We start from the raw sequence: 21,786 nt of genomic DNA, 5'->3' as shown, positions 1-21,786 counted from the left end.
AACATGACGGCACATCAGCCGAGTACACTCAGAAACCCGGCCCTGACCAGCGGTGATACCGAACTGCGACTGGAGTACTAGGCCGCTTGCAGGCGGCCTGGGAGCTACCAGAAGTCAGTCTGGCGGGGGTATATAAAACCCCCGCCATTAATTATGTACATGTCCTCTGGTGCCCTCTGGGACAAGATGTGTCCGGCACCACAGAGAAACTACTCATCATCTCATCAACGGGTGATGGGTAGTTGGGTGCTCCGGGCGTGATCGCAGGCAGACACGCCACGAGGCCGTCGATCTGAGTACGCCCATTGGTCGGGCTTTGGCCCAAATTATCGTTGTGTTCGCTGAACTGGAGGCCGCGACTACTCGTTTGCGCGTTCTGAATGGGACGGCAGAGAAGCGGCTCATGGGGCGTTGGACTGGAGGAGATCCGGTCTACGGGTACAAGACCGTGTCGGCGCGGCGCCATGTGGAGTCATGTGATTGGCATGCTTGTGACTGCCCACCTCGTGAGGGGTTGCAAATAGATTTCGACAGCGCGCCTATCGGTGATGCCCAGGCTTCTGCCTACGCCTACGTTCGTGAAATGATTAAGCGCATCCTGCGCGGCGATTCGATGAATAGCATCTGCATCGAGTTTGAGCGTAGCGGGGTGCTTGCTCCATTGGACTATCGAAGGGTGCAACGGAAAAAGCCGCCACGGAAAAGGCGGGCCCAATGGTGCACGGAGACCATCAGGAACATCCTGACTTCCCATACCCTGCGGGGCCTCATGTCTCATGAGGGGAAGGTGGTTTACGGTGACGATGGTACTCCGATTCGGGTTGGGCCAGCCATGGTCACCAAGGAAGAGTGGTCGCGACTCCAGGTCATTATGCAGAAGGCGACGCGTACTCGCACTGAGGGTGCTGCCCCATTGCTCGACGTCGCTTACTGTGACTGTGGGGGAAAGTATCATTTGTGGCGCAGTCGGCAAAAGCTCGCCAACGGAGAAGAGAAGACGTATCGGTACTACCGCTGCGAGTTCTCCAATAAGAAGCAGTGTGATGCAGCGGCGTTGAAGGCCGAAGAACTGGAAGCTCTCGTCTCCGCTTACGTCTGCTGGCCATCAATTCTAGGGACTATTGAGGTGCAGCGTAGCGTTCTCATGCCCGGCGAAAACCATACGGAGGAGATCAAAGAAAGAAGGGAAGCGCTTGGCGTCCTCACCGATCGTCTGGCCAAAGTGCCCGAAGGGCCAGCGATGGACGCGGTACTGAACGCCATGAGTGGGCACGCGAAGGCCGTCAACGAATTGGAATTGCTGCCACAGCGGCCCGACGAGTGGATTTGGGTGGGTACCGGCGAATCGTATGCAGACCTGTGGAGGCGATCGGACTGGGAGGACCGCCGCAGGTTGCTTATAGAAGGGGTCTTCACCGTCGTGGCCTACCGGCCCAAGTCCGGTAGGGGTGGAGCCTCAGGTAAGGGAGAGTTGCGAGTGCTGATGGCCCCGGGGCCGCATCTGGCCAACCGGTTGGGCGGTCGGGCTGTGCCTGTGGACCCGTCTACCCTGGTGGACATGAGCAGCGGCGACCGGAGCAGTGCAGTGGATGTTAATCGAACATACGAGGTGCGCACCTACGGGTGCCAGATGAACGTCCACGACTCCGAGCGGCTCTCCGGCCTCCTGGAAGGCGCCGGCTATGTCCGGGCGCCTGAAGGGCATCCCGAGGGCGAAGCCGACATTGTCGTCTTCAACACCTGCGCGGTGCGGGAGAACGCCGACAACCGGTTGTACGGCAATCTCGGTCGGCTCGCCCCGATGAAGGTGAAACGGCCCGGCATGCAGATCGCCGTCGGCGGCTGTCTCGCCCAGAAGGACCGCGACATGATCGTCAAGAAGGCCCCGTGGGTGGACGTGGTCTTCGGTACGCACAACATCGGCAGCCTGCCGGTACTGCTGGAGCGTGCGCGCATCCAGGAAGAGGCGCAGGTCGAGATCGCCGAGTCGCTGGAGGCGTTCCCGTCGACGCTGCCCACCCGGCGTGAGTCCGCGTACGCGGCGTGGGTGTCCATCTCCGTCGGCTGCAACAACACCTGCACGTTCTGCATCGTCCCCGCGCTCCGCGGCAAGGAGAAGGACCGCCGCCCCGGTGACATCCTCGCCGAGGTCGAGGCGCTGGTCGCCGAAGGCGTCACAGAGATCACCCTGCTCGGGCAGAACGTCAACGCGTACGGCTCGGACATCGGCGACCGGGAGTCGTTCAGCAAGCTGCTCCGTGCCTGCGGCAAGATCGACGGTCTGGAGCGGGTCCGGTTCACCTCGCCCCATCCGCGTGACTTCACGGACGACGTGATCGCCGCCATGGCGGAGACGCCCAACGTCATGCCGCAGCTGCACATGCCGCTCCAGTCCGGTTCGGACACGGTGCTGAAGGCGATGCGCCGCTCGTACCGGCAGGAGCGTTTCCTCGGAATCATCGAGAAGGTCCGCGCCGCCATGCCCGAAGCGGCGATCTCCACCGACATCATCGTGGGGTTCCCCGGCGAGACCGAGGCGGACTTCGAGCAGACGCTGCACGTGGTGCGCGAGGCGCGCTTCGCGCAGGCCTTCACCTTCCAGTACTCCAAGCGGCCCGGCACGCCCGCCGCCGACATGGACGACCAGATCCCCAAGGCGGTCGTGCAGGAGCGCTACGAGCGCCTGGTCGCCCTCCAGGAGGAGATCAGCTGGTCGGAGAACAAGAAGCAGATCGGCCGCACGCTGGACGTGCTGGTCGCCGAGGGAGAGGGCCGCAAGGACGACGCGACCCACCGGCTCTCCGGCCGCGCCCCCGACAACCGGCTCGTGCACTTCGCCCGCCCCGAGGGGCCGGTGCGGCCAGGTGACGTCGTCACGGTCGGCATCACCTACGCCGCGCCGCACCATCTGCTCGCCGAGGGACCGGCGCGCGGCGTGCGCCGTACGCGCGCGGGCGACGCCTGGGAGAAGCGGAACGCGGTGAAGGAGACGAAGCCCGCGGGCGTGATGCTGGGGCTGCCCACCGTGGGCGCCCCCGCCCCGCAGCCCGCTTCGGCGCCCGGCTGCGGCTGCGACTGAACGCGGCCCCGTCCGGTCGGTGACACGACCGGCTGGGGCCGACGACGGCTGATCCGGCACGCCCGGGACTGGCCCGGCGAGCCGGTTGACGACGACGGGGGAGAGCCGTGACGACGTGGTGGGGGCTGTTCGTGGAGACCCAGACGCGCGAAGCGTCGGTGCTGACGCACATGCGCGGCACGCGCGAGCAGGCGCTGGCGGAGCTCCAGCGGCACGCGATGAGATATGAGCCGCGACACCCGGCGAACCTGATGCGTCGGCTGGTCTACAGGGACGGGGACGAGTTCCTTCTTGCCTGCGAGGGACTGACGGTGAGCTACCACTACCGGTTCAGGATCGCTGAACTCCTGTGGGACTCCGATCCGGCTGCTGGTACACCCCGGTAGGGTTTGATCATGCTCGTCGCCGCCGCCGTCTGCCCCTGTCCGCCGCTGCTCGTTCCCAAGGTCGCCGCCGGGGCCGCGCCCGAGCTGAACTCCCTACGCGAGGCCTGCACGGACGCCGTCAGCGTGCTAGCCGCCTCCCGGCCGGACCTGTTGGTCGTCCTCGGCCCAGCGGAACAGGCGGGACGCGGCTCACACCCGCAAGGCGCCGCCGGTTCCTTCCACGGCTTCGGTGTGGACGTCACGGTGCGGCTCGGGCCGGGCGAAGCGGTAGCGACGGAGCGCGAGCTGCCGCTGTCCTTGGCGGTGGGTGCGTGGCTGCTGGAGCGCGGCAACTGGGGCGCCGCCCCAGTGGAGGGCCTTGGCGTCGGTGAGCCCCTGAGCGGTGACCGGTGCGCGGAGACGGGGCGGGAACTGGCGCTGTCCGCCGTGCGCGTCGCGCTCCTGGTGATGGGCGACGGCAGCGCGTGCCGGACGCTCAAGGCACCCGGGTATCTCGATGAGCGTGCGGCCGGGTTCGACGCCGCGGTCGCGCGAGCCCTTGGGGCGGCCGACACGAAGGCGCTGGCCGCCCTCGACCAGGAACTGGCGTACGAGCTCAAAGCGGCGGGCCGCGCCCCGTGGCAGGTGCTCGCGGGCGCGGCGGACGGGGCGGGCCTGCGCGGCGAGCTGCTGTACGAGGAGGCGCCCTACGGCGTCGGCTACTTCGTCGCCACCTGGTCCTGAGGCCACGCCTCCGGGCTGATTCCCAGGGCGGGGAGTTCCGGTCAGCGAGCCGCAGTGAGGGACCCCGCAGTAAGGGACCCCTAGCCAGGAAGCTCCTGCCGCGGCCGGGCCGTGAGGAGCCACTGCTGCGGACCGCCCCGCTGGGCCGCCGCGCTCGCGCGGATCATCGCTGATCGCTGATCGCTGATCGCTGATCGCTGATCGCTGATCGCTGATCGCTGATCGCTGATCGCTCGGCGCGCGGGAAAGCCGCAGCCGCCGGGCCGGCCGGGGGAGGGCGGCTGCGGCCGCGGAGCGGTGCCCCGCGGCCCTCAGCGCGGTCAGCGGGGCGGCTGCGGCCCCTTGCCGTCGTCGTTCTTCTGGGCGAGCCGGTCCAGGGTGCCCTTGGCCTTGCCCGTGCCGTTCTGGATCTGGCTGCTGTACTTGCCCTTGGTCTTGGCATCGGCCTTCTGCGCGGCCTTGTCCAGACCCCGTTCGATCTTGTCTCCGTGCTGATTCGCGAGGTCTCCGGCCTTGCCCTTGAGCAGACCGGCCTTCGCCTTGAGATTGTCCAGCAGACCCATGAGCCACCTTCCCTTTACGCCCTTTGCGGAGGACTACCGACGGGAGCCCTCCCCTGCCTCGCTGTCCGCTGCCTGAGCCGCGGACTGTTGCTTGGGAATCCCGGCCCCGTCCACCGCCTTGGCCTCCTGTTGCGCCGTGGTCGTGGGCGTGGCCGCCTCCGGGTCCACCGCCGCACCGTCACGCTCATGGCGCTCCGTAGGTGCGGTCACCGTGGTCTCAGCGGCTTGCGTTGCCACAGCGGCCCCTGCGACCTGGGTGGTCCCTGTGACTGATCCCGTCGCCAGGCTACCGCTCTTGGCCATCTCATCCGGCGTTACGGACGAACCGCTCACCGCACCTGGGGCACGGCGAAACATGGAAAAAACGCGCATATCGTCTCCCTGTCGTCTTTCGTGAAGGCGATGTACCGGGCGGAGAGGAGCGACCCAGCGCACCGCTCACAGCCCCCGGCCTCGTGACCGGCCGCCGGAACCTCGCAACAGCAACGAACCGCACAGCCCCCCGTCACGTCGCTCATTCGAGGACTGCGCCCAAAATTTGCGAGACTGACCCGGTGAACAGCGCAGTTCCCGCTCCGCGGGTCATCGCCGTCGTCGGTCCCACCGCGGCGGGCAAGTCCGATCTGGGGGCCGCTCTGGCCCGGCATCTCGGCGGGGAGGTCATCAACGCCGACTCGATGCAGCTCTACCGAGGCATGGACATCGGCACCGCCAAACTCCCACCGGCCGAGCGGCAGGGCGTACCGCACCATCTGCTGGACATCTGGGACGTCACGGAGGCCGCGAGCGTTGCCGAATACCAGCGGCTGGCTCGCGCCGAGATCGACCGGCTGCTCGCCGAAGGCCGCACTCCGGTGCTCGTTGGAGGCTCCGGCCTGTACGTACGGGGCGCGATCGACGCCCTGGAGTTCCCCGGCACCGACCCTGCCATCCGGGCCCGGCTTGAGGCGGAGCTGGCGGAGCACGGCAGTGGGCCGCTGCATGCCCGGCTCGCCGCGGCCGACCCCCGGGCGGCGGAGGCCATCCTGCCCAGCAACGGCCGCCGCATCGTCCGCGCCCTGGAGGTCATCGAGATCACCGGCCGCCCCTTCACGGCCAATCTGCCCGAGGCCGACTCCGGACGGGGCGCCGTCTACGACACGGTGCAGATCGGCGTCGACGTGGCGCGCCCCGAGCTCGACGAGCGAATCGCCCGACGCGTGGACCGCATGTGGGAGGCGGGGCTCGTGGACGAGGTGCGCCGACTGGAGCTCGCCGGGCTGCGCGAGGGCCGCACCGCTTCGCGCGCCCTGGGGTACCAGCAGGTCCTGGCGATGCTGGCGGGGGAGCGCAGCGAGGATGAGGCACGGGCCGAGACCGTGCGCGCCACGAAACGCTTCGCACGGCGGCAGGATTCCTGGTTCCGCCGCGACGCCCGCGTGCACTGGCTCAGCGGAGCCGCCGAGCACCACGGGGAACTCCCGGCGCACGCGCTGACGTTGGTCGAACGAGCGGTCACAGCCTGATCACGTGATGGCATCGGGACGCTCCGTGCGCCCTGGAGGGCCCTCCAGGCGTGCCATCATCGAGCTTCGATCGTGCCGGAATGTCGAAAGTGGGGAGGGCGTACGGCGATGGAGGCCAGCCCTCGCGACAGATCAGGGACGCCGTCGCGAGACGATGCGGAACCACTGGCCCTGGACGACTCCGAACCGCTGAACGACTCGGAGCCGCTGACTCCTGACGGCCCGGACGCGCAGGAGGGCACCGACGTCCCCCTCAGCGAGCCCGCGGAGTCCTTCCGCGATCTGCGCCCGCCCCGGCGGCTGCGGATCTGGCAGGTCGCGCCGATCGTCGGGCTCGCCATTCTCGGCTCACTGATGTTCGCCTTCCCGCTCGCCTTCGAGTTCGGCGACGGCGGTGCGGTCGTCTCCATGCTCGGCCTGCTGCTGAGCTGCTGCGCGGCGGGCTGGGGGCTGATGGCCGCACGCCGGGTCGGCTACACGTGGCCGGGCCTGCCGCCCCGTGGCTCGGGCCGCAAGCCGGACTGGCGCTACGTGCTGGCGTACGTCGGCATCGTCGGCCTGCTCGCGGCCCTGGCCATCTTGCGCGTCGCCCGCCTCCGCTAGGCCGTTCCTGCGGATCATGCGGGGCGGGGGAGCCCCTGCCTGCGCGTGGCGGACCGCGGGTGCGTCGTGGCTGGTCGCGCAGTTCCCCGCGCCCCTGGCGGGGCCGAGCTCCGCTCGCCTCGGGGTTTGTCCGCGGCAGCCCGTAAGATCGAGGAATGAGCGCCACAGAGCAGCTGTCCTTCCTCAAGGGACACGGCACCGAGAACGACTTCGTGATCATCCCTGACCCGGATGGCCGCCTGGAGCTGTCTCCGTTCGCCGTGGCGCGGATCTGTGACCGCCGCGAGGGCGTCGGGGGCGACGGTCTGCTGCGCGCCGTACGCTCTGCCGCGCACCCTGAGGCGCGGGCGATGGCCGGCGAAGCGGAATGGTTCATGGACTACCGCAACGGTGACGGCAGCATCGCCGAGATGTGCGGCAACGGTGTGCGCGTCTTCGCGCGCTACCTGCTGCACGCGGGACTCGCCGCGGAGGGCGATCTCGCCGTCGCGACCCGGTCGGGTGTGCGCCACGTCCACATCGCCAAGCCTGGGGCGCCCGGCGGCTCAGCGCCCGGGGGTGAGACCTCTGGGGACATCACCGTGCTGATGGGCGAGGCCGTGCTGCCTTCCGGTCCCGAAGCCGACGTCACTGTCTCGGTCGGCGATCGCAGTTGGCCCGCGCTCCACGTCAACATGGGCAACCCGCACGCGGTGTCCTTCGTGGCCGATCTCGCCGACGCGGGTGACCTGCTGACCCAGCCGGGGGTGCGGCCGGCGTCCGCGTACCCGGACGGTACGAACATCGAGTTCGTCGTGGACAGGGGCCCGCACCATGTCGCCATGCGCGTACACGAACGGGGCGCCGGGGAGACGCGTTCCTGCGGTACCGGCGCATGCGCCGTCATGGTGGCCGCCGCCCGCCGCGACGGTCTCGACCCGGCGGTCATCGGCCGCCCCGTGACGTACACCGTGGACGTCCTCGGCGGTCGTCTGGTGATCAGCGAGCGGCCGGACGGCATCGTGGAGATGACCGGCCCCGCTGTGATCGTCGCCGAAGGAGTGCTGGACCCGGCCTGGTTGCGGGCGGCACTCAACTAGGCAGTACAGGCTTTTGCCACGGTCGCCCGCTTTCAAAACATGTGGCTGAGTAGCTCGCTCGAATGGGTGATCTGTTTCACGCTCGGCGAGAGCAGTTCAGTGGCACGTGATGGGCTCGGTAGCATCAAGCACCGGCACGGGCGCCCGTTTGGGCCTCGGGGGGCGGTCGTCCCCCGGCAGTCGCTGCCATCGCCGGTCGATGCCGCCGGAGGTGCCCATGAGCGCAGAGGCCACAAACCCCGCAGAACAGGGTTCGCTCGGCCGCAGGCGCGGCCGCCCTCTCATCGACCTGCGAAACCTGCGCAGATTCGGGAAGGCGGCGCTCCTGGGGCCGACATCGCGGGGCCGGTTCCCCGACGCCATCGAGCATGTGGCGAAGGTGCACCGCGGCCACCACCCCGGCGCCGATCTGGACGTGCTGCGCCGGGCGTATGTCCTCGCCGAGTCCTCACACCGCGGGCAGATGCGCAAGAGCGGTGAGCCGTACATCACTCACCCGCTGGCCGTGACCCTGATTCTCGCCGAACTCGGCGCGGAGACCACGACCTTGACCGCGTCGCTGCTGCACGACACCGTCGAGGACACGGAGGTGACCCTGGACCAGGTGCGGGAGGAGTTCGGCGCGGAGGTCTGCTATCTCGTCGACGGCGTCACCAAACTGGAGAAGGTGGACTACGGGGCGGCGGCCGAGCCCGAGACGTTCCGCAAAATGCTCGTCGCGACCGGCAATGACGTACGCGTGATGTCGATCAAGCTCGCCGACCGGCTGCACAACATGCGCACCCTGGGCGTGATGCGCCCCGAGAAGCAGGTCCGGATCGCCAAGGTCACCCGCGACGTGCTGATCCCGCTCGCTGAACGGCTTGGCGTACAGGCACTCAAGACCGAACTCGAAGACCTGGTTTTCGCGATCCTGCATCCGGAAGAGTACGCGCGCACGCGAGAACTGATTATCGAACACTCCAAGCGCCCCGACCCGCTCGCCCGCACCGCGCAGAGCGTACGAACGGTGCTCCAGGAGGCGGGCATCGCCGCGGAGGTCCACGTACGGCCACGGCACATCGTCTCCGTCTACCGGGTCCGCCTCAAGCGCGGCGAACTCACCGACTCCGGCCTCGGCCGCCTGCTCGTCCTCGTCAACGAGGACGCCGACTGCTACGCGGTCCTCGGTGAGCTGCATACATGCTTCACGCCGGTCATCTCGGAGTTCAAGGACTTCATCGCGGTACCGAAGTTCAACCTGTACCAGTCGCTGCACACCGCTGTGGCGAGCGAGAGCGGCGCGGTCGCGGAAGTACTCATCCGCACGCACCAGATGCATCAGGTCGCCGAGGCCGGAGTGGTCGCGCTCGGCAACCCGTACGTCACCAACTCCGACGACTCCAGCGCCTTCACTGGGCCTGGTGGTTCCGGCGACCCCGGTGATGCGAGCGCACCTGGCGGCTCCGACGGTGCGGCGGGAACGGACAGCGCGGCGGGCGGGAAGTCCTCCGGCGCGGCGGAGACAGCGGGGGAGAGCGCGGACGGCGAGCGGGCCGACCCGACACGACCCGGCTGGCTGTCCCGGCTGCTCGACTGGCAGCAAGCCACACCCGACACAGAAACGTTCTGGTCATCGCTGCGTGACGATCTCGCCCAGGACCGTGAGATCACCGTCTACTCCACCGACGGCCGCGTGTTGAGCCTCCCTGACGGTGCCAGCTGCGTGGACGCCGTCTACGCACGGCACGGCGAGGCAGCGCACTCCTGCGTCGGCGCACGCGTCAACGGCCGCTTGGTGACGCTCAGTACGGCGCTGCGGGATGGTGACAGCGTGGAACTCCTGATGGCACGCGGGCGCGACGCAGCCTCTTCCGGGCCGTCACCAGAGTGGCTGACCCACGCCCGCACGCCGGCGGCACGGATCGCGATCACCCGCTGGCTGAGCGCCCACCCCACAGACCCGGCTCATCCGCCTCATGCGCCCTTCCCCGATGACCTCGCGGCTGCGGAGCATGGCGTGACAGAACACGACGTGACGCGGGCACAGCCAGAAACAGAAACAGGACCAGAGGCGCAGCCAGGGGCAGCGAGCCGGCCCCAGCCGCAGCCAAGAACGAAGTCGGCGAAGCAGTCAGCGAAGCAGCCGGCGAAGCGCTCGCCACGGCAGTCGAAGAAGCAGCCCGAGAAGCAGTCGGAGAAACGATCCGAGACGGGGCACAGGGCACGGGGCCACGGGGCGGCGGACACGGGGCACGGGGACGAGGGCGCTCACGCGGCGGACACGGGGCGCGGCGCCCGGGGCACTGACGCGGCGGAAGGGGACGCGGCTCGCCGCTTCTCGTCTCTCCAGGCCGCACCGGATCACGGCCGCACTGACGGTTCCGCTTCCCGTCGAGCCGCCCCGCCCCCGGAGGCGTCCGGCTCCGTCCCCGCTGACCGTGAAGCCACGGAGCGGGACGTACGAGGCGCTGTAACACCATGCGACCGCACACCGACCCCGCCGACGGCCGTGACCGCCGACCCGCCCCCGCCCCCGGCTCCGTTTCCAGCCGCGTCCGGCGCCTCGGAAGCCCGCCAAGGCCAGTCCCCGGCAGGCACCGCCAGTGGTTGGGCAACCGAGAGTTCGGGAGCCGCCCGGCCGACCGCCGACACAGGGCAGTCCGGCCGTGACGACGCTGCCGGTCATCGTGGTGACAGCCGTAGCGCCGACGGTCCTGCCGGTTCTGCCGCCCACGCTCCGGAGGATGAGGCTCCTGGCGGCGATGGTGATGGCCGTGATGCGGAAACCCAAGGTGGCGGCGACCGCGGAACCGAGACCAGGGGCGGCCGTGGACGGGGCGTAAAAGGTGGCAAGGAGAGCGGCGGCGTAGCGCGGCCTTCCCCCATGACGGATGGCAGCGGTGCGGCTGCCGACAGCGCAGACGCCGCTGCGGAGCGGGGTGGTCACGGAGGCAAGGGCTTGTCGCCCAGCACGTCGGAGGACGGAGCAGAGGGGGCGGGCGGAGCTGAGGGGGCGCCCGGAGCACCGCCAGCACGTGAAGCAGCCGGAGCGCACCGGACGCGGGGAGCGGACGGAGCCCCGGGCCCGGCGGACGGAGCGGTGCGGGAAGCCTTAGCGCCCGGCGCGGCGCCCGTCTCTGCGGCCGGTCAGCGCCGGGGTTCGGGAGTGATCGCGGGCGTGCCCGGTGCGGCCGTCCGGTTGGCTGGGTGCTGCACCCCCGTGCCGCCGGACGCGGTCACCGGTTTCGCCGTACGGGGCGGGGTGGTCACCGTGCACCGGGCGCCGTGCCCCGTTGTGACGCGCATGACCGACGCCGGGCGCCAGCCGGTCGAGGTGCGCTGGCAGGAGGACGGTGACGCGCCGACGGTCGACTACCGCGTAACCCTGTGCGCGGAGGCGTTCAGCAGGCCCCATCTGCTCGCTGACCTGACCGAAGCCATCGCGGCCCAGGGCGCGGCAGTCATCTCCGCAGCCGTTGAGCCGCCGTACGAACAGCGCGTCCGGCACACCTACACGTTGCAACTGCCCGACGCGGGGCGTCTGCCTGCACTGATGCGCGCCATGCGGCAGGTTCCGAGCGTCTACGACGTCACGCGCGCGGGGCACGAGATGGCGGCGGCGGGCGCCGTGTAGGAGCCCCCTCGGTCGCTGCTGATCGCTGCTGTGGCTGGGCGGCCCCAGTCGTCAGGCTCGTCGTCGTTTCTTGCCGCGAGTCGCTGGAGCGGACAAGAGTCCTCGCCGCAGCCGTAAGCCCGCCGGGTCTGGCCTGGGGTGGGCTTGCTGTGGGTGTGCCGGGGGAGGGGCGCGGACGCCGCCAGGACGTACCGGAGAGCCCCGTTCGAGTGCACTCCCGCCGCGTCACGGCGACTTCCCGAGGCTCGCTGGTAGCCGTACCTCATGCAGCGCTCATCCGAAGCACACCCGCCGAACCGCCCCCAGGCCCCCCAGGCACCACAGTCCTCGCCGGTCACGCAGGCCTCGGCCGTCCCGTGCCCTCCGGCGTCGCGGCGTGCTGCCGTGCGCGGGACGGGAAAGGCGCGCCAGGCCGCGTTGATCTCGACAGCGCTCGCGGCCCTCATCGCGGCGGCTCCAGCGCCGTCCGCCAAGCCGACGGGGATCGGAGACCGGCTGTTCCCGCATCTCGGCAATCCCGGTTACGACGTCACCGCGTACGACATCGCCTTCGACTACCACCGGAACAACCGGCCCCTGGACGCCGTTACGACGATCAACGCTCGCGCCACCGACGCGCTCGACCGCTTCAATCTCGACTTCGCGGCGGGCACCGTGCGGTCCGTGGAAGTCAACGGCCACCGCGCCAAGTTCGCCAAGGCCGGGCAGGACCTGGTGATCACCCCGCCCGCCGCTGTTGCCCACGGGGCCTCTTTCCGGGTCACCGTCCGGCACACCAGTGACCCGCGCCGCGGCACCGGCAAGGGATGGGTGCGGACCCGGGACGGGCTCGTCATGGCCAACCAGGCGGATGCCGCGCACCGCGTCTTCCCCAGCAATGACCACCCGTCGGACAAGGCCGGATTCACCTTCCGGGTCACCGCGCCGAAGAAGCTCACCGTCGTCGCCAGCGGCCTTCCCCTGGAACGGCCGCGCACCCGCCCCGATGGCCGGAAGACCTGGTCCTACCGTGTGGGCCATCCGATGGCCACCGAGCTGGCCCAGGTGTCCATCGGCCGTTCCGCCGTCGTGCACCGACGAGGGCCGCATGGTCTGCCGGTACGTGACGTCGTGCCCGCCGCCGACCGTAAGCGGCTGGAGAAGTGGCTCGCGCTGACCCCCGCCCAGATCACCTGGCTTGAACGCCGGGTAGGCCGGTACCCCTTCGAGACGTACGGCGTCCTCGTAGCCGACGCGGAGACCGGCTTCGAGCTGGAGACGCAGACACTCTCACTCTTCGAACGGCGCGTTTTCACGGGGCGTGAGTTCCCCAAGGCCTACGTCGAATCGCTCATGGTGCACGAGCTGGCCCATCAGTGGTTCGGCGACAGCGTCAGCCCGCGCCGCTGGTCCGACCTGTGGCTCAACGAAGCCCACGCCACCTGGTACGAAATGCTGTACGCGGAACAGCGCGGGTACGGAAAACTCAAGGCTCGGATGCGCCAGGCGTACGAGGATTCCCCCCGCATGCGGGGGGACGGCGGCCCGCCCGCCGCTCCCAAGCGGGCCGCGGCGAACGACAAGACCGGCATCTTCCGGCCCGTCGTCTACGACGGCGGAGCTCTCGTCCTCTACGCGCTGCGGCAGAAGATCGGCCCACGCGCCTTCGAACGCCTTCAGCGGGCCTGGGTGACCACGCACCGTGACGGTACGGCCTCCACCAAGGATTTCATCAAGCTCGCCAGCGACACCGCCGGTCGCGACCTCACCGGCTTCCTGCGCCCGTGGCTCTACGGCAAGAAGCCCCCACCCATGCCCGGCCACCCCGACTGGAAGCCCACCGCCGGTGACAGGCCCGAGACGAAGCACGGAGCGGCCAAAGCCACATAGGCCGATGGCGCGCCGCGGTAGGGAGCCCCGGGCTGGGGGAGCCGGTGTCTGGCATGACGGTGCCGCGCGCGTGGCCAGGTGGCTCCTGCCCCGTGCTCCGTTCTCTGTTCTCTGTGCCCCGTGCCCCGTGCCCATAGGGTCATGCGGTATCGGAGCCGGACGGGGCACGGGGCGCCGGGACTGCCCTCTATGGGGCACGGGGCACGGGGGCGCCGGGGCTGCCTCCTACGGGGCGCCGGGACTGCCCCTGCGGAGCTGCGGAGCCGCGGGGCACGGGCGGATACGGAGCGCAACCGCCCGCCCCCCGTCGCCGGGAATCGTTCGTAAGGCGGAGTGCAGGTCGGCGACCCGCCGAAAACCCGAGTGACCGCCGCGGCGCACCATGCGACCATCAAGGGGTCGTCGGCGCGGCGCCCGGGAATGTTTCGGGGCAGCCGAGCGTTATCGACGTTGACTCTTCTCATACGACGTAAGGAACCAATGACAACCCCTTCCCAGCAGCAGTCGTTCCCCGCCGCGGATACCTCGGACAAGCAGCGCCTCCCCGAGAGCCTTCGGGCCGACGCCCTGATGGAAGAGGACGTCACCTGGAGCTACGAGATCGATGAGGAGCGCGACGGCGACCAGTACGACCGCTCCGAGCGTGCCGCACTGCGCCGCGTCGCGGGACTGTCCACCGAGCTGGAGGACGTCACCGAAGTCGAGTACCGGCAGCTGCGCCTTGAGCGCGTGGTGCTGGTCGGCGTCTGGACGTCCGGTACGGCGGAAGACGCGGACAACTCACTCGCTGAGCTGGCCGCCCTCGCCGAGACGGCGGGCGCCCTCGTTCTCGACGGAGTCATCCAGCGTCGCCCGAAGCCCGACCCGGCCACGTACATCGGCTCGGGTAAGGCGCAGGAACTGCGCGACATGGTGCTTGAGTCCGGTGCGGACACCGTCGTCTGCGACGGTGAGCTCAGCCCCGGTCAGCTCATCCACCTCGAAGACGTGGTCAAGGTCAAGGTCGTCGACCGGACGGCTCTGATCCTCGACATCTTCGCCCAGCACGCCAAGTCCCGAGAGGGCAAGGCGCAGGTGGCGCTCGCGCAGATGCAGTACATGCTGCCGCGACTGCGCGGCTGGGGCCAGTCGCTGTCCCGGCAGATGGGTGGCGGCGGCGGTGGCGGCATGGCCACGCGTGGTCCCGGTGAGACCAAGATCGAGACGGACCGGCGCCGTATCCGCGAGAAGATGGCGAAGATGCGCCGGGAGATCGCGGAGATGAAGACCGGCCGCGACATCAAGCGGCAGGAGCGCAAGCGCCACAAGGTGCCGTCGGTCGCGATCGCCGGATACACCAACGCGGGAAAGTCGTCCCTGCTCAACCGCCTTACGGGCGCGGGCGTCCTGGTGGAGAACGCGTTGTTCGCCACGCTGGACCCGACCGTGCGCCGGGCGGAGACGCCCAGCGGTCGGCTCTACACCCTGGCCGACACCGTCGGCTTCGTGCGCCACCTGCCCCACCACCTCGTCGAGGCGTTCCGCTCCACCATGGAGGAGGTCGGTGACTCCGACCTGATCCTGCACGTGGTGGATGGCTCGCATCCGGTGCCGGAGGAGCAGTTGGCCGCGGTGCGCGAGGTGATCCGCGAGGTGGGCGCCGTGGACGTGCCGGAGATCGTCGTCATCAACAAGGCGGACGCGGCCGATCCGCTCGTCCTCCAGCGGCTGATGCGCGCGGAGCGGCACGCCATCGCCGTGTCGGCGCGTACCGGTCAGGGGATCGACGAGCTGCTCACGTTGATCGACGTGGACCTCCCGCGGCCCAGCGTCGAGATTGAGGCGCTGGTGCCGTACACGCGGGGCGGCCTGGTCTCGCGTACGCATGCCGAGGGCGAGGTGATCTCCGAGGAGCACACCGCGGAGGGCACCCTGCTGAAGGCGCGCGTGCACGCCGAGCTGGCGGCCGAGCTGCACCCGTACAGCGCGGTGGGCAGCGGCCCAGCGGTCCCCGCCTGAGCCAGCGGCCGCCGAAGCAGAGGCACCACACCAGCACCACAGCGCACGTACGCCGACGCTGAAGGCGAAACGGACGGCATCGAAGTCGCCCGCCCACATCGGGCGGGCGGCTTCGGTCGTCTGCGGTCAACTGAGGGCGGCTTCGGTCGTCCTCGGAGTGCCAGCTTGCCGGTTCGTGGACAGAGCCCGGCGGCACGGAGCCAACCGCCCCCGACGCGGGAAGCCAACCGCGTCGGCACGGCGCCAGGCCACCAGACCCCTGCGGCGGCAGCGGCAGTGCAGAGCTAAGCCAAACCAGGTCAGTTCAAGCCAGAGCAAACCAGACCAAACCCAGCGCGGCCCGCGCCGCGCCGCCCCGACCCACCCCCCAGCCAATCCGCAGCGCGGAGCTGACGAGAGGGCCCGCCCCTACCACGCCGGTGGGACCGGGCCCTCTCATCACGCGTCGTCACGCTCGCGTCGTCACGCACGCGCCTCAGGCGTCCGCCCGTCGAGCGGGCGAGCGTCCGGCGCTCAGTTGTTGGCGAACTTCTTGCTCACCGCTTCGTAGACGCCCTTCGCTTCCTTGCCGAGGTGCGGACCGGCCAGCCAGGTAGCGGTGACCGGGCCGATCGAGGTGTTGGAGACCAGCGCGGGCTGGCCGTCCCGACCCTTGGCGACCCAGCCGCCACCGGACGAACCGGCCGTCATGCGGCACCCGATGCGGTACATCGTCGGCTGCGCGGCGTCGAGCGAGAGCCGCCCCGGCTTGTCGGTGCACTGGTGCATCGACTGCCCGTCGAACGGTGCCGCCGCCGGGTAGCCGGTGGCCGTCATGTCCTTGATGGACTTCGTGGCCGGAGCGTCGAACTCGACCGGCAGCGCCCCGCCGACCGTCTCCTCCAGCGACTTGCCACTGCCGCCCTCCGGCTTGACCTTCAGTACGGCGAAGTCGTACGGAGCGCCCTTGCCACCGACGTTGGCGCCGTCCGCGATCCACTGGTCAGAGGTCTGCGCCCACTCGGCCCACCACAGGCCCTTGGGGGCCACCCTCTCCTTGGGCGCGTTCTCCAGCTCCGCCGCCGACAGGCCGCTGTCGTTGTACGACGGCACGAACATGACGTTGCGATACCAGCCGCCGCCCTTGCCCGCGTGCACGCAGTGGCCCGCCGTCCAGACCATGTTGGACTTGCCCGGGTTCGCGGGGTCCTTCACCACGGTCGCCGAGCAGACCATCGAGCCGTCCGGGCCGTCGAAGAAGACCTTGCCCGCCTCGGGCACGCTCGTGCTGTACGGGGTCTTCACCTGCTGCGCGTCCACCGGCTGCGGCTCGGGGTCGGTCGTGCCCTGGTCGTCGGAGATGTCATCTTCCTCGACCGGCTGGTCCGGCTCCTCGGCGTCCTTCATCCGGTCCGGGTCCCACAGGTCCTCGATGATCGGGTTGATGAAGTCGCCCGCCTCGCGGAGCCAGTCCTTCTCGAAGTCCCGCCAGGCTCCGTCCTTCCACTTGTCCAGGTCCAGCCCGAGGTCCTTCAGCTTGTCGTTGAGGTCACTCGGCAGGGCGAGGTCGTTCGACCCCTGCTGGTCAGCGGACGTGGTGGGGTCAGCGCTGCCCTCGTCGTCCGAGGGGCCGCAAGCGGTGACGGTCAGCGCCAGGACGGCGGTGATGGCGGCCGCAGCCATCGCGGACGAGGAGTTCCGCGCGCGCAGGCCCTGCCACTTGGCACGTCGGCGAGCAGTGGATGGGCGATTCGATGGCATGGGTGGAACTCCCCCTGAAATGTTCGGTTTGTTCTGAACTTGTCATGCACCGCCCTGGCGGAGGGCGGTCCCCCACTATGCCGGTGCCGCGTACGACGGCCTCACGCGGGTCCCCGGTTCCCACGCGCCATGGATCTGCCACGGCGATCTGCCGCTGGGCCGTGATTCGCCGCCCACGGCGTCGTTGGTACGTACGGGGGGCGCCCAACCGGTGTTCAGCAGCAGGATTCAGCAGCTCGCGGCACGCAGCAAGCCGCGGCGGCAAGCGGCAGGTGGTAAGGGAGACAGATGGTCATGAACGAGGAGGCCGGACGCCCGTGGCCGTGACCCAGCTCCCGCAGCAGACCTCCGCCGACGTGACACACAACGGCATCCTGCGGCGCCAGACCCTGCGTGAATCGGCGGCCCGCACCTACGCCCGCTCCCTTCCGGTCGTTCCCGTACGCGCCCGTGGCCTGACCATCGAAGGCGCTGACGGACGGCGCTATCTCGACTGCCTGTCCGGCGCGGGCACCCTGGCCCTCGGCCACAACCACCCCGTGGTGCTTGAGGCGATCAGATCCGTCCTCGACTCAGGCGCCCCATTGCACGTCCTCGACCTCGCCACTCCCGTCAAGGACGCGTTCACCACCGAACTCTTCGCCACCCTGCCGCGCGCCTTCGCCGAGCAAGCCAAAATCCAGTTCTGCGGACCGGCGGGCACCGACGCCGTCGAAGCGGCCTTCACTCTCGTACGCGCCGCGACAGGCCGTACGGGACTGCTCGCGTTCACCGGCGCGTACCACGGGATGACGGCGGGCGCGTTGGCCGCGTCCGGCGGCGCCCGCGGCCCCGGAGTCGCGCGGCTTCCCTACCCGTACGACTACCGCTGCCCGTTCGGTGTCGGCGGCGAGGCAGGCGCACGTCTCTCCGCCCGCTGGACAGAGAGCCTGCTCGACGACGCAAAAAGCGGTGTACCGGCGCCCTCGGGCATGATCCTCGAACCGGTGCAGGGCGAGGGCGGGGTGATCCCCGCGCCGGACAGCTGGGTGCGGCGCATGCGCGAGATCACCGCGGCCAGGAACATCCCGCTCATCGTCGATGAGGTGCAGACGGGTGTGGGGCGGACCGGCGCGTTCTGGGCCGTGGAGCACAGCGGCATCACGCCCGACGTCATGGTGCTGTCCAAGGCCATCGGCGGCAGCCTGCCGCTCGCCGTCATCGTCTACCACCAGGACCTCGACGTATGGGAGCCCGGCGCCCACGCGGGCACGTTCCGCGGGAACCAGCTGGCGATGGCGGCGGGCACGGCGACCCTCGCCTACGTGCGGCGCAACGGGCTGGCGGAGCGGGCGGCGACGCTCGGCGAGAGCATGCTCGCGCGGCTCCGTCGCTTCACCGAGCGGCACCCGTACGTGGGGGAGGTGCGCGGACGAGGGCTGATGATCGGCCTCGAACTCGTCAGTCCCGCCCGGGCCGACGCCACCATCGCCACCAATGCCACCAATGCCACCAACGGAGCCAAGCTCGGCCACGGAGCGGACGGAGCCGACGGCTGTGATGGAGGGGGCGAGGGCGACGGTGCGGGGCTGGGCGCCGGGGGCGGCTGGAGCGACGGGGCGGCCGCGGCTCCCGAGTTCGCCGCAGCCGTCCGGCAGGAGTGCCTGCGCCGTGGACTGATCGTCGAACTCGGTGGACGCCACGGCAGCGTGCTGCGCCTCCTGCCGCCGCTGACCATCAGCGACGAACAGGCTGAGGCCATTCTCGACCGCCTCGCCGACGCGCTGGAGGCGGCGCGGTCACTGCCGGACCGTCAGCCGGTCGGCCCACTGACGGGAGGGCGGCAGACGTGAGACCCCAGTGTGCCGCCGCTCCGACGAGACGGCGAGCGAACGCGCGACCTGCCAAGGCGCGAGGACGGCAGCCCGCGTGCGAGCCAGCAGAACCACCAGAGCCATCTGGCCCACCAGACCCACCAGACCCACCAGACCCAGCAAACCCGCCAGCAGCACCGTCAGTAGCGGCTCCCACAGCACGAGCGATGACACCGGAAGCACCGTCATGGACGACCGCCCCAGCAGCGGCAGCCGCGCCCCAGTGCCAGCAGTGCCAGCAGTGCCAAGCAGTACCCGCAGCTCTCTCAGTCACATCAGCACGCCTGCGGCGCCTTCTCAGTTGGCGTAGAGCCGCACGGACAGCCGACGAAGGAGGAAGGCGCCTTCGTCCCGGCCTGACCGCCGCGAGGCGTGCGCCGTACACCGCATGAACGCAACTTCCGGAGCCGACGCGCCGCCAGGCACCGCCTCACCGACAGTTCCCGAGCAGGGCCGTCGCGGTGAGGCGTCCATCGAGTCATCAGCCGCCGGCCGTGGTCTGCCAGACGGGCCGGACCCGCTCGATGACCCGGACCCCCGCGCGGCGGCGGACACCGCGACCAGTGAGAACCTGCTGCGCTGCTGGGTACGTGAGAACAACACGGCGCGACCCGGCAGCGACTCGTTACGCCTCGTCCTCACGGCCAGCGGGACCGCCCTACGCGTCCCAGTGCGCTACTGGTCAGCGACGGGTTGGCATCGCTTCGGCCGCCCCGTCCTGGAAAGCGCCCCGTCCGACGCACCCACCGTGGACGCGGTCACCCTCGCTTCCCTGCTCAGCCGGGAAGCGGCATACGCCGCGGCCGGGCGATCCGGGGCCGCGTATCCGGGGCCTACCGGCCACCACCGCCACGAGGCGGGGTCCGGCGGCATCGCCTTACGCGGGGCAGACAGCGCAGTGGCTTCGGCGAGCGCGGAGGGGCCACAGGGCGCGGGGCGCGTAGCGGAAGCACACGTGACCGCGGAGAGCGCGAAGACGGCGAAGAGCACGGACAGGCCGGACAGGCTGGACGGCGCGGACGGCGCGGACGGCGCGGACGGCGCGGACAGCGCCACGGCCGACGTGGACAGCATGGCCGGGGCGCAGGACCTGGAGAGCGACGCTGACGGGGCCGAGCTCGTCGGGCGTGTGGCGGACTCAGTGCGCTGTACCGCTGTGTTTCTTACAGCTCGTCGCCTCGCGGCCGTCGACCCTGGCACCGATGGGCCGTTCCTGACCGGTGAACAGTCGCTGGTGCTCGGTCATGCCTTTCATCCCACGGCGAAGAGCCGCCAGGGACTGTCGGACGGCGAAGTGCGGGCGTATTCCCCTGAGCTGCGCGGCTCGTTCGCACTGCACTGGTTCGCCGTCGACCAGTCCGTACTGTCTTCCGACTCGGCGTGGACCGAGCGCGGCCGCTGCGTACCCGCTGACCGGCTCACCGCCACACTCGCCGGTGCCGGGCTGCGGCTGCCCGCGGATACGGTGCCGTTGCCCCTGCACCCGTGGCAGGCGCGCGAGGTCCGGCTCCGCCCCGCCGTCACGGCGCTGCTCGACGCGGGCCTGCTGCACGATCTCGGCTCGTTCGGTGAGCCGTGGTACCCCACCTCGTCCGTACGGACCGTCTACCGGCCCGGCGCGACAGCGATGCTCAAGCTTTCCCTCGGTGTGCGCATCACCAATTCCCGGCGGGAGAACCTCCGTAAGGAGCTCCAGCGCGGAGTCGAGGTGCATCGGCTGCTGAGGAGCGGGCTGGCGAAGGAGTGGCAGGCGGCTTGCCCGGGGGTGCCCGGCTTCGACATCGTCCGCGATCCGGCGTGGCTCGCGGTCGACGGGGCGGACGGCGAGCCGCTGACGGGCCTCGACGCGGTCATCCGGCACAACCCGTTCAACCCGGAGGACGACGCCGTGTGCGTCGCGGGGCTGGTCTCCCCCCGGCCGTGGCCTGGCCATCCGGCGATGCGCTCACGTCTCGCGTACCTCGTCGCCCGGCTCGCGGCCCGCACGGGACGCCCCCTCGGAGCGGTGTCCACCGAGTGGTTCCTTCGCTATCTGAACGCGGTCGTACGGCCCCTGCTCTGGCTCGACGCCGCAGCCGGGATCGCCCTGGAGGCGCACCAGCAGAACACTCTGGTGCTGCTCGACCCCGCGGGCTGGCCCGTAGGAGGGCGCTACCGCGACAACCAGGGCTACTACTTTCGTGAGTCCCGGCGCGCGGCACTCGACCGGAGGTTGCCGGGCATCGGCGTACGAAGCGACACCTTCGTCTCCGACGAGGTCACCGACGAACGCTTCGCGTACTACCTGGGCGTCAACAACGTCCTCGGCGTCATCGGGGCGCTCGGCGCACAACGGCTGGGGGATGAACGCCTGTTGCTGGCCGCCTTCCGCCGCTTCCTCGGTGAGGCGGCTCGCGGTCCCGCGCCCTTCCGTTCCTCGCTCGCCGCACGCCTGCTCGAAACGCCCACCCTGCGCTGCAAGGCCAACCTGCTGACCCGGTTGCGGGGGCTGGACGAGCTGGTGGGTCCCGTCGACACCCAGTCCGTCTACGTCGCCATCGACAACCCCCTGGCCGAGCCCGCGACTTGAGCCGCACCAGCCGAGAGAAACCCTGTCAGCCGAGAGACACACATGCAGCCCACCGACCCCGGAACCAGCAGCAACACCACCACAGACACGGCCACCAGCGCCGACACCACCCCGGACACGGCCTCCGGCATCGACACGCCCACCGGCACGACCCCGAACACGACCACCAGTACCCCCACCATCACGCCCACGGAGACGACTCC

Annotated in this window: 15 protein-coding genes and 1 pseudogene; 12 read left to right on the top strand and 4 right to left on the bottom strand. The window is 70.0% G+C overall.

The window, feature by feature from the left end; all coding sequences use genetic code 11:
• Nucleotides 1-403: 403 nt before the first annotated feature.
• From AC5P1B_RS25905 to AC5P1B_RS25890, 4 genes and pseudogenes are all read left to right on the top strand, one after another.
• A pseudogene (locus tag AC5P1B_RS25905) lies at nucleotides 404-868 on the top strand (recombinase family protein); the annotation flags it as partial.
• 690 nt (nucleotides 869-1,558) lie between these two features.
• Nucleotides 1,559-3,079 carry a tRNA (N6-isopentenyl adenosine(37)-C2)-methylthiotransferase MiaB gene (gene miaB, locus AC5P1B_RS25900; RefSeq protein ID WP_493890095.1) on the top strand — a complete coding sequence of 507 codons (1,521 nt, stop codon included), beginning with the start codon at nucleotides 1,559-1,561 and terminating at the stop codon, nucleotides 3,077-3,079.
• Between the two features lie 107 nt (nucleotides 3,080-3,186).
• Nucleotides 3,187-3,465, top strand: a complete 279-nt coding sequence (locus AC5P1B_RS25895) for a hypothetical protein (protein ID WP_493890081.1) — start codon at nucleotides 3,187-3,189, stop codon at nucleotides 3,463-3,465.
• A 9-nt stretch (nucleotides 3,466-3,474) separates the two neighbouring features.
• Nucleotides 3,475-4,188 (top strand): class III extradiol dioxygenase subunit B-like domain-containing protein, encoded by a 714-nt coding sequence (locus AC5P1B_RS25890; protein WP_493890080.1) that lies wholly within the window; start codon nucleotides 3,475-3,477, stop codon nucleotides 4,186-4,188.
• Nucleotides 4,189-4,508: 320 nt separating this feature from the next.
• Here the strand turns inward: AC5P1B_RS25890 and AC5P1B_RS25885 are convergent, their stop codons facing one another.
• Together AC5P1B_RS25885 and AC5P1B_RS25880 are read right to left on the bottom strand one after the other, a co-directional pair.
• The gene (locus tag AC5P1B_RS25885) at nucleotides 4,509-4,751 is read right to left on the bottom strand and encodes an antitoxin (protein ID WP_493890079.1); all 243 of its coding nucleotides are present in this window, start codon (nucleotides 4,749-4,751) and stop codon (nucleotides 4,509-4,511) included.
• A gap of 33 nt (nucleotides 4,752-4,784) precedes the next feature.
• On the bottom strand, nucleotides 4,785-4,988 hold the full coding sequence (locus AC5P1B_RS25880; RefSeq protein ID WP_493890077.1) for a gliding motility protein: 204 nt from the start codon (nucleotides 4,986-4,988) through the stop codon (nucleotides 4,785-4,787).
• A gap of 317 nt (nucleotides 4,989-5,305) precedes the next feature.
• On the opposite strand from AC5P1B_RS25880, the gene miaA reads away from it, so the two are divergent.
• From miaA to hflX, 6 genes are all read left to right on the top strand, one after another.
• A complete protein-coding gene (gene miaA, locus AC5P1B_RS25875) occupies nucleotides 5,306-6,256 on the top strand; it encodes a tRNA (adenosine(37)-N6)-dimethylallyltransferase MiaA (RefSeq protein WP_493890076.1) in 951 nt (316 codons plus the stop codon).
• 108 nt (nucleotides 6,257-6,364) lie between these two features.
• Nucleotides 6,365-6,859 carry a hypothetical protein gene (locus AC5P1B_RS25870; RefSeq protein ID WP_493890075.1) on the top strand — a complete coding sequence of 165 codons (495 nt, stop codon included), beginning with the start codon at nucleotides 6,365-6,367 and terminating at the stop codon, nucleotides 6,857-6,859.
• A gap of 155 nt (nucleotides 6,860-7,014) precedes the next feature.
• Entirely contained in the window at nucleotides 7,015-7,938 is a 924-nt protein-coding gene (gene dapF / locus AC5P1B_RS25865) for a diaminopimelate epimerase (RefSeq protein ID WP_493890073.1), read from the top strand.
• Nucleotides 7,939-8,155: 217 nt separating this feature from the next.
• Complete coding sequence (locus AC5P1B_RS25860; protein ID WP_493890072.1) at nucleotides 8,156-11,554, top strand: HD domain-containing protein; 3,399 nt, start codon at nucleotides 8,156-8,158, stop codon at nucleotides 11,552-11,554.
• A gap of 264 nt (nucleotides 11,555-11,818) precedes the next feature.
• A complete protein-coding gene (locus AC5P1B_RS25855; protein WP_493890071.1) occupies nucleotides 11,819-13,423 on the top strand; it encodes a M1 family metallopeptidase in 1,605 nt (534 codons plus the stop codon).
• 480 nt (nucleotides 13,424-13,903) lie between these two features.
• Nucleotides 13,904-15,421 carry a GTPase HflX gene (hflX, locus tag AC5P1B_RS25850; RefSeq protein WP_493890070.1) on the top strand — a complete coding sequence of 506 codons (1,518 nt, stop codon included), beginning with the start codon at nucleotides 13,904-13,906 and terminating at the stop codon, nucleotides 15,419-15,421.
• A gap of 513 nt (nucleotides 15,422-15,934) precedes the next feature.
• Here hflX and AC5P1B_RS25845 read toward each other — a convergent pair.
• On the bottom strand, nucleotides 15,935-17,161 hold the full coding sequence (locus tag AC5P1B_RS25845) for a trypsin-like serine peptidase (protein WP_493890069.1): 1,227 nt from the start codon (nucleotides 17,159-17,161) through the stop codon (nucleotides 15,935-15,937).
• A gap of 317 nt (nucleotides 17,162-17,478) precedes the next feature.
• On the opposite strand from AC5P1B_RS25845, the gene AC5P1B_RS25840 reads away from it, so the two are divergent.
• Nucleotides 17,479-18,993, top strand: a complete 1,515-nt coding sequence (locus tag AC5P1B_RS25840) for a diaminobutyrate--2-oxoglutarate transaminase family protein (protein WP_493890068.1) — start codon at nucleotides 17,479-17,481, stop codon at nucleotides 18,991-18,993.
• Here AC5P1B_RS25840 and AC5P1B_RS25835 read toward each other — a convergent pair.
• Nucleotides 18,940-19,188, bottom strand: a complete 249-nt coding sequence (locus AC5P1B_RS25835) for a hypothetical protein (RefSeq protein ID WP_493890066.1) — start codon at nucleotides 19,186-19,188, stop codon at nucleotides 18,940-18,942. The genes AC5P1B_RS25840 and AC5P1B_RS25835 overlap by 54 nt on opposite strands.
• Nucleotides 19,189-19,402: 214 nt before the next feature.
• On the opposite strand from AC5P1B_RS25835, the gene AC5P1B_RS25830 reads away from it, so the two are divergent.
• Complete coding sequence (locus tag AC5P1B_RS25830; RefSeq protein ID WP_493890065.1) at nucleotides 19,403-21,583, top strand: IucA/IucC family protein; 2,181 nt, start codon at nucleotides 19,403-19,405, stop codon at nucleotides 21,581-21,583.
• Nucleotides 21,584-21,786 lie beyond the last annotated feature (203 nt).

The organism is Streptomyces sp. A01, from assembly GCF_059026195.1.
This window is presented reverse-complemented; position numbering and strand designations above follow the sequence as displayed.

Coding starts and splice junctions, on each gene's coding strand:
- miaB (WP_493890095.1), top strand. CDS start 1,559: ATGAGCAGCGGCGACCGGAGCAGTGCAGTGGATGTTAATCGAACATAC.
- AC5P1B_RS25890 (WP_493890080.1), top strand. CDS start 3,475: ATGCTCGTCGCCGCCGCCGTCTGCCCCTGTCCGCCGCTGCTCGTTCCC.
- AC5P1B_RS25885 (WP_493890079.1), bottom strand. CDS start 4,751: ATGGGTCTGCTGGACAATCTCAAGGCGAAGGCCGGTCTGCTCAAGGGC.
- AC5P1B_RS25870 (WP_493890075.1), top strand. CDS start 6,365: ATGGAGGCCAGCCCTCGCGACAGATCAGGGACGCCGTCGCGAGACGAT.
- dapF (WP_493890073.1), top strand. CDS start 7,015: ATGAGCGCCACAGAGCAGCTGTCCTTCCTCAAGGGACACGGCACCGAG.
- AC5P1B_RS25860 (WP_493890072.1), top strand. CDS start 8,156: ATGAGCGCAGAGGCCACAAACCCCGCAGAACAGGGTTCGCTCGGCCGC.
- AC5P1B_RS25855 (WP_493890071.1), top strand. CDS start 11,819: ATGCAGCGCTCATCCGAAGCACACCCGCCGAACCGCCCCCAGGCCCCC.
- hflX (WP_493890070.1), top strand. CDS start 13,904: ATGACAACCCCTTCCCAGCAGCAGTCGTTCCCCGCCGCGGATACCTCG.
- AC5P1B_RS25845 (WP_493890069.1), bottom strand. CDS start 17,161: ATGCCATCGAATCGCCCATCCACTGCTCGCCGACGTGCCAAGTGGCAG.
- AC5P1B_RS25830 (WP_493890065.1), top strand. CDS start 19,403: ATGAACGCAACTTCCGGAGCCGACGCGCCGCCAGGCACCGCCTCACCG.